This is a genomic window from Pseudomonas sp. SIMBA_067 (assembly GCF_046534675.1).
Classification (GTDB): domain Bacteria; phylum Pseudomonadota; class Gammaproteobacteria; order Pseudomonadales; family Pseudomonadaceae; genus Aquipseudomonas; species Aquipseudomonas putida.
The window spans coordinates 275464-287143 of record NZ_JAWRYH010000006.1; the positions used below are offsets into that span (position 1 = coordinate 275464).

The window sequence follows — 11680 nt, forward strand, 5'->3', positions numbered from 1 at the left end:
TAATATCTTTTATTCAGCGAGAAGTCTGGGGGCTCAAGCGGGCATGAAGACACACCAGCCGCCCGCATCTACTGGGGGGCTCCTGGCTGTCGTCAGGGTACCCGTGCAGGCGGGACGGCCGGGCACGGGCCTGCTGCGGCGCAAGGCCGGCGAACAGGCAATGTGAAACGAATGAAGTGAGGTTCATGAGCTTGCCTCCAACCGGCAGACACCAGTGGCGGCAAGTCACGACGGAGCATCAGGCTCTGGCGCGGCTTGCCCGACCAGGGTGTCGGGACCGGTGTTCCGGTTCAAGTGCCTGACCCGGCCATATGGCAGGGATCAGGCAGCGACTAGATACTGTGTCCATTGAATTCTTCAGTGAATGGAAAAAAGGCCCTTTCTCGGGGCGATCGAACTTTATTCAAGCGTAGTATCGAAGTCAACCCGCAAGGGGAACTTTAAATAAGTTTCACCCACTTTTAATGTAACAACGATCAGGTTCGAGTTTGACGCCCGTCGCCCGGCGAACCTTACACCCTGAACCGCCCCACCAATGCCGTCATCTCCCCCACCAGCCCCGACAGCGCCTTGCTCGCCTCGCTGGTCTGCTGCGCTCCCGTCGCCGAGTTGATCGACAGCTCGCGAATGTTCAGCAGGTTACGGTCCACTTCCCGTGCGACCTGAGCCTGCTCTTCGGCCGCACTGGCAATGACCAGGTTGCGCTCGTTGATTTCGCCAATCGCACTGTAGATGCCTTCCAGCACCTGCCCCGAGGCCAGGGTCACGTCCAGTGTGGACTGGGCACGGTTGGTGCTGGCCTGCATCGACGCCACTGCCGCTTCGGTGCCCGCCTGCACGCGGCCGATCATCTGTTCGATTTCCTGGGTCGATTGTTGCGTGCGGTAGGCCAGCGTGCGCACCTCATCCGCCACCACCGCAAAGCCGCGCCCGGCCTCACCGGCGCGGGCCGCCTCGATGGCGGCATTGAGCGCCAGCAGGTTGGTTTGCTCGGACACCGAGCGGATCACTTCCAGTACCTTGCCGATATCCCGCACCTGCCCGACCAGTTGCTCCAGGTGTGCACTGCTGGCCTGGATCTCGCGGGTCATGGCCTCGGTGCCGTCGATGTTTTCGCTGACTTGCTGGCGGCTCTGCGCGGCCAGCTGGTTGGACTCGCTGGTGGTTTGCGAGGTGGTGATGGCGTTGCGCGCAACCTCCTCCACGGCCGTGGTCATTTCGGTCACCGCGGTGGCTGCCTGCTCCAGCTCTTGCCCCTGCTGGCGCAGGTTGTTGGCGCTTTCCTCGGTAACCGCGTTCAACGCCGTGGCAGCGGCGTCCAGCTGCCGGGCACAGTGGTTGATCTGCCCCAGGGTGTCGCGCTGGCTCTGCTGCATGCGCTGCAGTTCGTGGAACAGCTGGCCGATCTCGTTGTTGCCCTGCCCCTGCACCGGCACGCTCAGGTCGCCACCGGCAATACGCTGGAAATGCCTACCGGCTTCGCGCAGCGGGTGCAAAACCCGCTGGGCAATGAAGGCCCAGCACAGCGCCGCCAGCACCAAGGTCACCGCCAACAGCCCCAGGCTTAGCAGTTGGGCGCGGGCCAGGCGCCGGTCTGACTCAAGCATGATCTGCTGGCCACGTTCGCTCAGTGCGCCCACCAGTTGCTGGCGCAGCGCTTGCAGCCGGCCCATGGCATTGCCGGCATCGCCGTTGACCTTGAAGTACTGCTCCAGCGAGCGCTGGCGGGTTGCCTCACGCTGCCCGGCCACCGCCTTGGCGTAATCGGCAAAGGTAGCCTGCAGCTGGGTTGCCAACGTGCGCAGGGCTGGATCGCGGGTGTTTTCGACAAATTCGTCGACCAGCGTCTGGCTCTTGTCGTTCAGCTCGACCGACAGCGCCATGCGCTTGGCCGCACTCTCGTCATGGCCACCCAGCTGCTCGATGAAGCCCGAGGACACATTGGCGCTGGCGCGAATCGCCATCAACAATGCGTTGTTCAACCGGTCCGACTGGTGTGCGGTCTGGTCCAGCTCGGTGATCTGCTGGTCGCTGCCCACTGCTGCCCACCAGGCACTGACGGTGGAAAACAGCAGGGTCAGGCTGAACAACGACAGCACCCAGAACATTCCGGTACGTATTTTCAGGTTGGCAAGCATGCGGGCAGTACTCCTTGTTGGCACCACTTCTGGTCGAGATTCGACGGTGGGTGTGCTGCTATCGGAGGTGCCGGCGTAGGCTTGAGCCGCAGGGAGGCGGTTATGGGCGGTAACCGAACAGATGTTGCCGGGCGCAGGCTGCGCCACGGCCAACCTCAGCGGTCGAGGAAGTCGACTACCGCCTGCGCGAAGGCCTGCGGTTGGTCCAGCATGACGAAGTGGAAGCTGCCATCGATACGTTTGAAGCTGATGTTTCGCGTCCCGGCGTAGGCACTTGCGAAGGTTGCATCGACGCTGGCAGCGGGTATGCCATACAAGGGGTCATAGGCATAGACGACCTGCACCGGCGACTGGATGCCGCCAAGCTCCGGGCGCAGGTCGGTGGTCATCAGTTCATAGGTGGCATCGGCTACCGTCTTGCGGTCCGAGTGCAGCGCGGCTTCGACCAGTGCCGGCCGGGCCGCAGCGGTCTTGGCCAGCCGGTCGATGGCTGTGCGCTGCATGGCTTCGGCCTGTGCTGCCGGGGCCAGCAGCATCCCATCACGGAATGCGGCAGCCTGCGGTGCAGCCGTTTCGGCAGTTGCCGTGGGGTCGATCAATAACGTGTAGAACGGCAGCGCATCGACAACCATCAGCCGCCCTACCTGCTCGGGGTGGCGTGCGCCAAGCATCAGCGCCACCTCACCGCCCAGCGAATGGCCAATGATGGCCGGCGCCTCAAGGCGCTGGCTGCGGATATAGCCTGCAACCGCCTCGGCCACCGGCGCGGCCACGCGCGCGTCCACAGTGGGCACGGCAGGCGAACCGGCAAAGCCCGCAACCTGCACCAGGTGCAGGCGATGCTGTTGGCGCAGTGCGCTGGCAAGCCCCGACCAAACCTCACGGGAAGAGGCCAGCCCGGGGATCAGGATGACGTCCGGCCCGGTGCCCTCGACTTTTACCGAGATACGTTCGCCCGCTACAGGCACTGGCTGGCTTGGCGCAGCCAATGCCGAGCCCAGCGACAAGCTGGTGCCGATTACTGCAAGCAGGGTGCGTATGCGCATGGTCGCCATTCCTTTGACTTAGACGGAGAAAAGCCCGCCACTATAAGGGGCATGGCAGCCATGGGAAAACTATCGTTTGCCACCCGCTGCGCTGCGCCGTTAAAGTCGGGGCCTGGGCGCCGGCTGCGCCTGCGGTCCGCGCGAAGGGGTTGCCCGAGCCACGCGTCACTACATTCCCATACCAGCTCCCGGCTTGTCGGCGGACCGAGCCCCAAAGGAGTTGGCATGCCCGCCATCAATGCTTCCCGCCACCACGGCTTGCTCGACCTGCCCGCCTTGCGCAAACGCGCCAAGCGCTTGCTGACTGAACTGAAAAACCACCAAGCCGACGACGCCCGCGAGCAATTGCGCACGCTTGGCCTGCCCGGCCCCGACTACCGGCTTGCCGACACTCAATGGCTGGTGGCCCGCGAGGCCGGCTTTGCCAGCTGGCCAAGGCTCAAGGCCCATGCCGACGCCGTGGCTTTCGCAGCACGCCACCCCGGTTTTTCCGCCGATGACGAGGCCAGCGTGCAGCATTGGCGCTGCGGCAACGACATCGCCCACAGCTTGCGTACCGCCGGGTTTGCCGGCGCCTTCCAGATGTTCGACGACCCGATGGTCATGGGGCCTGTACCGGCGCTGCCCGACGAGCAGTACTGGCAGGTGCGCAGCGCCTACGTGCAACAGGCGTTCAAGCTGAGTCCCCTGGACCTGGAACAGCGCCAGGTGGCGCAGCGTAGCGCACTGGCCGGGCTGAACCGCGACAGCGAAATTGTGCTGTGGTGCGAGGCCGACGCTTACGACCAGCTGTTCCTGATTCGCGTGCTCGCCAGCCTGCCCGGCCTGCCGCGTCGGCTTGAGCTGATCGAAATTGACCAGGTACCCGGTATCGAGCGTTTCATCGGCATCGGGCAACTGGCCCCCGACCTGTTGGCCTGGCTGTGGCCGCAACGTCGCGCACTGGGTGAGGATGCACTAACTCTGGCCCGCGAGGCATGGGCAGCCTACACCGCAGCGGATCCACAGGCCTGGGCAGGCCTCGCTGGCCGCCAGCACTCGGCCTTGCCGTTGCTGGGCCGGGCACTGGCGCGCCAGCTGCAGGAGCTGCCGGGGGCGCAGGATGGATTGAGCCTTACCGAACGCCTGCTGCTGCGCGTGCTCGCTTCACGCGGCGAGCTACCGGCCGGCCTCGTATTTGGCCAGCTGATGATGCAGGATGAGCCGCTGCCTTACCTCGGTGACATGATGTTCCACGTGCTGTTGCAGCCGTTGATCCACGCGCCACAGCCGCTGCTGCTGGAAGGACCGGGAGAAGCCTGGGCGCAGCGACCGCTGCGGCTGACGCCGCTTGCCGAGCAGGTGCTTGCAGGCAAGGCGCACTGGCTTGATCACAACCCTGCGCAGCGCTGGGTTGGCGGGGTGCTGGTGGATGCGGCTGACAGGCCTTGGGTAGTGACCGAACAAGGCGAGGTGTGGCGACGTTGATGATTCCTCAGGGCTAGCAAGCCCCTGTGGGAGCGGGTTTACCCGGGAAGCAGGCAACCCGGTGTATGGCACCGGCTATGCCGGTGTTCGCGGGTAAACCCGCTCCCACAGAGCCCTCATCCGGGCTTGCATCTTGATTTTATCCCGCGGCAATAGCGCTCCACGCCTGTGCCAAACGCTGGGTGGCCTGCCGGATCTCATCCACATCCAGCGAAGCAAACCCCAGGCGCAAGGCATTCTCAGTATGACCAAACGGCGAGAACTGGCGACCGCTGCGCACCACCAGGTCCAGCGCCAGCGCCTTGTCGATCAACTGATCCACATTGATCGCGTCGACAAACCGCACCCACAGCGCCAACCCACCTTCCGGCTCCTGCACGGTAATCTGCTCGCCAAACGCATCGTGCAGGCAAGCCAACAGGGTCTGCCGACGCCGACGGTACTCGCGGTTGACCCGACGCAAATGCTTCTTCAGCTCGCCATCGTTGATCAAGTCCGCCAGCATCCGCTGCATCACCGCATCACCCTGCCCCAGGGTCAGCGTCGCCCTGCGCTCCAGCACTGCGGTTACCTCAACCGGCGCGACGATATAGCTGCAACGGAACGTGCTGCCCAAGGGCTTGGACAGTGTGCCGATATAAATCACATGCCGCTGCTGACGGTCGCTGGCCAAAGGCAGATAAGGCCGCCCGGAAAAATGGTATTCGTAGTCGTAGTCTTCCTCGACCACGCAGAAGTCGTGCTGCCGCGCCAGTTCCAGCAACTGCTGCCGGCGCCCGGCTGGCAAGCTGACCGTGGTCGGAAACTGGTGATGGGGCGTTATGTACATCATCCGCACCTTGTGCTGCCGGCACAGGGCATCGATCTGATCGACCCGGCAACCCTCATGGTCCAGGTCCACGGTCACCAGCCGGGCACCGAACTGACGGAAAATCTCCCACGCCGGCGGATAACTCAGGCGCTCGACCAGCACGGCATCCCCCGGCTTGAGCAGCACGCTGGCCAACAGGGACAGCGACATCTGCACGCCTTGGGTCAGGCAGATATGCTCGGCGCCAACGTTCAGGCTGCGATTGTGCCTCAGCATGTCGGCCAGGGCGGTGCGCAGGTAAAGGCTGCTGCAATCGCTGCCATGGCGCACGCTGTTGCTGGTAAAGCTGCTGCGCAAGGCATTGCGGTAGTAGCGATGCAGAACTGCCTGGGGCAACAGCCGATGGTCACAGGCGCCGTTGTCAAAGAACAAGGCCCCTGGCCGCCCCTGCTGCGCTGCAGCCCGTTCGTTCGCCTCGAAGTAGGCAATGGCAGGTTCCTCTGGCAACGCCAGGGCGAAAGGCCCCGTGGTAGCGGGTTCGGTGGCTGTGCCGGTCGCCAGCTGTTGGCTGACGAAAGTGCCCCGGCGCTGCACGCTCTGCAGCCAGCCTTTGGTCTCGGCTTCCTCGTAAGCAAGGATCACCGTCTTGCGGTTGACGTTCAACAGTTGCGCCATTTCCCGCGTGCCCGGCAGCGGCGTGCCAGGGCGCAGGCGGCCCTCGCTGATCGCGGTCACCAGGCCTTCGACGATCTGCCGGTATGAAGCCTGCGCCCCATCGAGCCTGAGCAGTGGCTGCCATTTGCGAAGCTGGACCATGTGAATTATCCAAAACTGGAGGTTCTGCTGGTCCTGGACTATAGCAACAATCGAACCTTCAATTGCCCTGAGGTGTTCATGCAAAGCCGCCACGTCATCGAATTGTCGCCCTCGGGCAAAACCTTCGAAGCCAGCCACGAGCTGCTGCTCGACGCCATGCTCGCCAGCGGCCTGCCGGTACCGTTCTCCTGCCGCCGCGGCGCCTGCGGGTCCTGCAAGGTCAAGGTAGTGTCGGGGCAGTATCAGGACAAGCAGCGAGATGCGGACACCCCCGCGCCCTGCTACCCCCTGGCCGCCGACGAGATACTGCTGTGCCAGAGCCACGCCTGCAGCGACATGCGCCTGGCGATCCCTGGCTGGTCCCTGGACGCCCCGGCACTCGCGTTCCAGGCGCAGGTTCTCAGCCAGCGCGAGCTGAGTGCAGATATCGTCGAACTGGTGCTGCAACCTGCTCAACCGCTGGAGGTGCGGGCTGGCCAATACGTAAGGTTCCAGCTCGACAACGGTGACAGCCGCTGCTTCTCCATCGCCAACCTGCCCGTTCAGGACCAGGGGCAACTGGTGTTTCATATCCGCAAAGTCAGCGGCGGCGTGTTCACCGAAGGCCTGCTGCCCACCCTGCAAGCAGGTGCCGTACTGAACCTTGAGGGGCCGGTGGGCGCCTGCACCTGGCAGCATGAAGACCAACGCCCACTGGTGCTGTTTGCCACCGGCACAGGTTACGCCGGCATCAAGCCCTTGTTGCTGACAGCCCTGGCCCGCGGTGCCAAGGTCACGTTGTACTGGGGTGGGTCATCGACGGCGGACTTCTATGACCGTGCGTTTCTCGAGCAGGCCAGCCATGAACACCCACACTTTCGCTGGCACCCGGTGCTCTCGGCTGAGGCACGCGTGCAGCAGGTGGCGTTGGGCCAGGCGCATCAATGGGCCGACACCCAGGTCTATGCCTGCGGCAATGCCGCCATGATCAGCCAGGCCCGCGAACTGTGCCTTGCCGCGGGCGTACAACCCCACCGATTTGTCGCGGAGGCCTTTGTCGCCAGCGGCGCACTGGCACCCCAGGCTGCAACCGCCAACACCCTGCACCCAGAGCTGGAAAAGGTCGGCCCACGCTACTCGCTGGATGGCATGCTCGCTGCCCGCGAGCAGTCAGTACGGGCCGTGGCCGCGATCGCCAGCCAACTGCGCGTCGGCATGACCACCGCCCAGGCACTGGAGATGGCTGCGCAAACCTTGCAGGCAATGGGCGCGTCCCACACCTGGCACCCCACCTACATCCGCTTCGGCGACGACACCGTGCGTACACCCCGGCAAGGCATCGACCTGCAACGTGTATTACGTACTACGGATATTGTCGTAGTCGACGTCGGCCCGGTATGGGATGGCTACGAAGGCGACTATGGCGACACCTTCGTGTTTGGCCAGCACGACCTGCACCACGCCTGCGTCAAGGCACTGCACGAGGTGTTCGACGAAACGCGCGAGGCCTGGGGCCATGGTTTGACCGGACGCGAGCTGTATGACTTCGCCGAACGCAGTGCCCAGGCCAAGGGCTGGCAGCTGGAACGCAACCTGGCCGGGCATCGCGTCGCCGACTTCCCGCATGTGCTGTATGGCCAGGACAAGCTGGCCGAGGTGGAAATCGTCCCGAGCGAGGTGGTGTGGGTACTGGAAATACAGTTGTGCCACCCCACCGAACCGATCGGGGCGTTTTTCGAAGACATTTTGATTGCTGAAGGCAAGCAGACCATGGCAAGGGTCGCTTGACCGACCCTGCAAAACCGGGCGCGGGTCGATCAATCCAGGCTTACAGGCCGGGGCCGGTGTTCTTGCAAAACCGTCTGTTCCACCTGCTGCTCGAACCACTTCAGCACGGCTTGGCACGCGGGGTGGGCAACGCCGCTGTCCCTTAGCCACAGGGCATACACCCCGCCAGTCTTCAGCGCCTCGCCGAAGGGCACCACCAGGTCGCCGCGCACCAAGGCATCGTGGGCCAGCATTCGGTCAGTCATGGCGATGCCCATGCCGCGGGCTGCCGCGTCCAGCGCCAGGTCGTCCAGATTGAACAACAGCTCTTGGTACTTGTGCTCGGCCGGGGCCTGCTGGGCCTTGAGCCACAGGTTCCATTCGTAGCGCGAAGTGGAGCCGTGGATCAGCGCATGGTCGACAAGCTTCGCCGCGCACTTGGGCGGGGCGCGGCCGTCGCCCAGCACGGGCGCACAGACTGGGATCAGGTACTCGTCGAACAGCGGCGTCAACGGGCGTTCGTCCAGGCCGCCCGGTAGGTAAAGCACATACGCGTCGCAGTCGCCGCCGGTGTCTACCAGGTCGCCGCCGACCGTTTCAATCGACAACGTCAGGCCTGGGTTGAGCGCATAGAACGAGGTCAGCCGCGGCAGCAGCCAGCGTACCGCCAGCGATACGAACATGCGCACGCGAAATGGGCGGCCCAGCGGCGTCGGCGCCAGCTTTTCCTCCAGCGTGCGCAGGGTTTGCAGCATGCCCTTTGCCACCCCGTACACCTCGTGCCCATGGGCGGTCAGCGCGACCTTGCGGCTGGTGCGGTCGAACAACGTGGTCTGGAAATGCTCCTCCAGTTGCTGGATCTGCCGGCTGATGGCGCTCTGGGTCAGGTGCAACTGGCGTGCAGCCTCGGTGAAGTTGCTGGTGTCGGCTACCCGCACCAGCGCCTGCAACGCCTGGAACGATGGCACACGAAGGTTTTTATCCATGCAAATTCCGAATGGATGAATGAATTATTAGCGTTAGAAATTGCGCTTTGGTCCTCGTAAATTGGAGCCAAGACGTGCTTTCGCGGGCAATAGCCAATAACGCCTGTGCATCGATACTGAAGGAGTGACACGCAATGAACAACCACTGTGGCTGGATTGCGCTGGCCGGTGAGTCACCGCAGCGGCCGCGCCTGCAAGGCACTCATAAGGCCGATTGGCTGATCATCGGCGGCGGCATAACCGGCCTGTCCGCAGCCCATGCCCTGGCGCGCCGTTTTCCGTCGCAGCGGATCGTACTGCTGGAGCGCCAGCGGGTCGCCCAGGGCGCTTCGGCACGCAACTCTGGTTTCGTGGTCAGCCACGAGCTGCCAGGTGCTGGCGAACTGATCGGTACAGCAGGTTTTTCCGGCTATCAGGTCGCCTCGCGCATCGGTGTCGCGGCGGGTAATGAAGTGCGCCAGCAAATCCGGGCGCTGGCTATCGACTGCGAGCTTAGCGACCATGGCTACCACTTCGCGGTACACGAGCCTGCCCATTTGCAGCAGGCCGAGCAGGCACTGGAAACCCTGCGTGCCGTGGGTGCCCAGGCAAGCTACCACGAGGGAGAAGCGCTGCAACGGCGCCTCGGTACGGCGTTCTATTCACGCGCGATCCATTGTGCGGGCGGCAACGGCCTGATGCAGCCGGCGCGCTACGTCAAAGGGCTGGCCGAGGGCCTGCCAGAACAGGTGGAAATGTTCGAGCAAAGCGCTGTGACCGACTTGCGCCGTCGCCCTGGCAAGGGCTGGACTGCCCGCACCGAGGCTGGCGAGGTCGAGGCCCGGCAGGTACTGGCCTGTGTCGGTGCGTTTCTGCCCAGGGTCGGGCTCAAGCGCAGCGGCACTTTCCCTCTGGAGCTGAGCGCAAGCATCACCCGCCCGTTGACCGGGGCGCACTGGCAACAGCTGTTCGACGAACAGGGCTGGGGCGTGCTGTCTACCTTGCCGGGCGGCTGCACCCTGCGCCTGCTGCCGGGGCGCCGCCTGCTGATTCGCAACACCGTGGAATACCGTCAGCACGACATCGACAACCGTGGCCTGGCCGTACGCCAGGGTGCACACCTGCAGGGTTTGCAAAAGCGCTTCCCCGGCATCACCGCGCAGGATCTGCAATACACCTGGACCGGCCACCTCAGCGGCACCCGCACAGGCGAGCCGTATTTTGCCCGGGTCGCCGACGGCCTGCATGCCGTGGCCGGCTGCAATGGGTCCGGCGTTGCCCGCGGCACCTTGTGGGGCCGCTTGCTGGTCGAAATGGCACTCGGCATCGACTCGCCGTTGCTCGGCGACGTGCTGGCTCAGGCCAGCCCTGGCTACCTGCCACCCAGACCGTTCTTCGACCTGGGCGCCAAGGTGCGCATGGCCTGGGAAGTACGCCGCGCGCGGCTGGAACGCTGACATTCAAACTACCTCGCAAACAAGAACAAGAGAGCTATCCCATGATCAAGCACACTTGCGTGGCCCTGTTGTCCTCAGCATTGCTGGCCGCGGCAGTGCAGGCCGAAGAGCGGGTCAACATTGCCAACTGGAGCGGCTACATTGCCGACGACACCCTGGCCGAGTTCACCCGGCGCACGGGTGTCCAGACCACCTACGACCTGATCGATAGCAATGAAACCACCGAAGCCAAGCTGATGACCGGCAACAGTGGCTACGACCTGGTGAGCCCGTCCAACCACTTCCTGCCGCGGCTGATCAAGGCGGGTGCCATCGAGGAGCTGGACCGTAGCAAGCTGCCTGGCTGGCACAACCTCGACCCGAAGCTGATGAAGATCCTGGAGACAAGCGACCCGGGCAACCGCTATGCGATCCCGTATATGTGGGTTACCACCGGCATCGGCTACAACGCCGACAAGATCAAGGCCATCTTCGGCAGCACCGAGGTGACGCAATCCTGGAGCCTGCTGTTCAAGCCGGAGAACATCCAGAAGCTGAGCCAGTGCGGCGTGGCGTTCCTCGACAACCCGACGCAAATCATCTCGATCACGCTCAGGACCCTGGGCCTGGACCCGCACAGCGAAAAGCCAGAGGACCTGAAAAAGGCCGAAGCGGCACTGCTGGCGGTGCGGCCCTACATCAGCTATTTCCATCAGTCCAAGTACGTCAGCGACCTGGCCAATGGCAACATCTGCGTAGCGATCGGCTTCAGCGGCGATGTGCTGCAGGCCATGGGCAGCGCGCAGCAGGCGGGCAACGGGGTGAACCTGGGCTACAGCATTCCGCACGAGGGCTCGACCGTGGCGGTGGACATGGTGGTAATGCCCAAGGGCGCACCGCATCGGGAGAATGGGTATGCGTACCTGAACTACCTGCTAGAGCCGAAGGTGATCGCCAGTATCAGTAATACGGTGAAGTACCCCAACGGCAATGCGGCGGCGCTGGAATACATCACGCCTGAGCTGCGCAACAACCCGGCGGTCTACCCGCCCGAATCGGTCCTCGATACGCTGTTCCCGATCAAGACCTTGTCGCCGGCAGGGATGCGCTCGAGTACCCGGCTGTGGACACGAGTGACTAGCGGGAAGTGATGTAACGACCAAAATTCGTCCAGCCCCTCCATGGTGTGCCACAGCGGCGCGTTGGACATCGGCGATACAGCCCGTGCGCAGGCCAAGGCGGGTCTGTTCGCTAC

Annotated in this window: 8 protein-coding genes; 4 read left to right on the forward strand and 4 right to left on the reverse strand. The window is 64.0% G+C overall.

Features of this window, described 5'->3' with window-relative positions; translation table 11 throughout:
* Window positions 1-512: 512 nt before the first annotated feature.
* Together SB765_RS15845 and SB765_RS15850 are read right to left on the reverse strand one after the other, a co-directional pair.
* Window positions 513-2138: a methyl-accepting chemotaxis protein gene (locus SB765_RS15845; protein WP_410931552.1), complete on the reverse strand. Its 1626-nt coding sequence runs from the start codon at window positions 2136-2138 to the stop codon at window positions 513-515.
* A gap of 155 nt (window positions 2139-2293) precedes the next feature.
* Window positions 2294-3184 carry an alpha/beta fold hydrolase gene (locus SB765_RS15850; RefSeq protein WP_410910475.1) on the reverse strand — a complete coding sequence of 297 codons (891 nt, stop codon included), beginning with the start codon at window positions 3182-3184 and terminating at the stop codon, window positions 2294-2296.
* Between the two features lie 225 nt (window positions 3185-3409).
* Between SB765_RS15850 and SB765_RS15855 the strand changes: the two genes are divergently transcribed.
* Entirely contained in the window at window positions 3410-4651 is a 1242-nt protein-coding gene (locus SB765_RS15855; protein WP_410931553.1) for a DUF1835 domain-containing protein, read from the forward strand.
* 139 nt (window positions 4652-4790) lie between these two features.
* Here the strand turns inward: SB765_RS15855 and SB765_RS15860 are convergent, their stop codons facing one another.
* Window positions 4791-6278, reverse strand: a complete 1488-nt coding sequence (locus tag SB765_RS15860) for a PLP-dependent aminotransferase family protein (RefSeq protein ID WP_410931554.1) — start codon at window positions 6276-6278, stop codon at window positions 4791-4793.
* Here SB765_RS15860 and SB765_RS15865 point away from each other — a divergent pair, their 5' ends adjacent.
* Window positions 6279-8045, forward strand: a complete 1767-nt coding sequence (locus SB765_RS15865; protein WP_410931555.1) for a M24 family metallopeptidase — start codon at window positions 6279-6281, stop codon at window positions 8043-8045.
* Window positions 8046-8074: 29 nt separating this feature from the next.
* On the opposite strand, the gene SB765_RS15870 is transcribed toward SB765_RS15865, so the two are convergent.
* Window positions 8075-9010: a LysR family transcriptional regulator gene (locus tag SB765_RS15870; protein ID WP_341795923.1), complete on the reverse strand. Its 936-nt coding sequence runs from the start codon at window positions 9008-9010 to the stop codon at window positions 8075-8077.
* Window positions 9011-9144: 134 nt separating this feature from the next.
* Between SB765_RS15870 and SB765_RS15875 the strand changes: the two genes are divergently transcribed.
* Window positions 9145-10446, forward strand: coding sequence for an NAD(P)/FAD-dependent oxidoreductase (locus SB765_RS15875; RefSeq protein ID WP_341795924.1), 1302 nt, complete (start codon window positions 9145-9147; stop codon window positions 10444-10446).
* Window positions 10447-10487: 41 nt separating this feature from the next.
* Window positions 10488-11576 (forward strand): polyamine ABC transporter substrate-binding protein, encoded by a 1089-nt coding sequence (locus tag SB765_RS15880; protein WP_063425775.1) that lies wholly within the window; start codon window positions 10488-10490, stop codon window positions 11574-11576.
* Window positions 11577-11680: the final 104 nt, after the last annotated feature.

Coding starts and splice junctions, on each gene's coding strand:
- SB765_RS15845 (WP_410931552.1), bottom strand. CDS start 2,138: ATGCTTGCCAACCTGAAAATACGTACCGGAATGTTCTGGGTGCTGTCG.
- SB765_RS15850 (WP_410910475.1), bottom strand. CDS start 3,184: ATGCGCATACGCACCCTGCTTGCAGTAATCGGCACCAGCTTGTCGCTG.
- SB765_RS15855 (WP_410931553.1), top strand. CDS start 3,410: ATGCCCGCCATCAATGCTTCCCGCCACCACGGCTTGCTCGACCTGCCC.
- SB765_RS15860 (WP_410931554.1), bottom strand. CDS start 6,278: ATGGTCCAGCTTCGCAAATGGCAGCCACTGCTCAGGCTCGATGGGGCG.
- SB765_RS15870 (WP_341795923.1), bottom strand. CDS start 9,010: ATGGATAAAAACCTTCGTGTGCCATCGTTCCAGGCGTTGCAGGCGCTG.
- SB765_RS15875 (WP_341795924.1), top strand. CDS start 9,145: ATGAACAACCACTGTGGCTGGATTGCGCTGGCCGGTGAGTCACCGCAG.
- SB765_RS15880 (WP_063425775.1), top strand. CDS start 10,488: ATGATCAAGCACACTTGCGTGGCCCTGTTGTCCTCAGCATTGCTGGCC.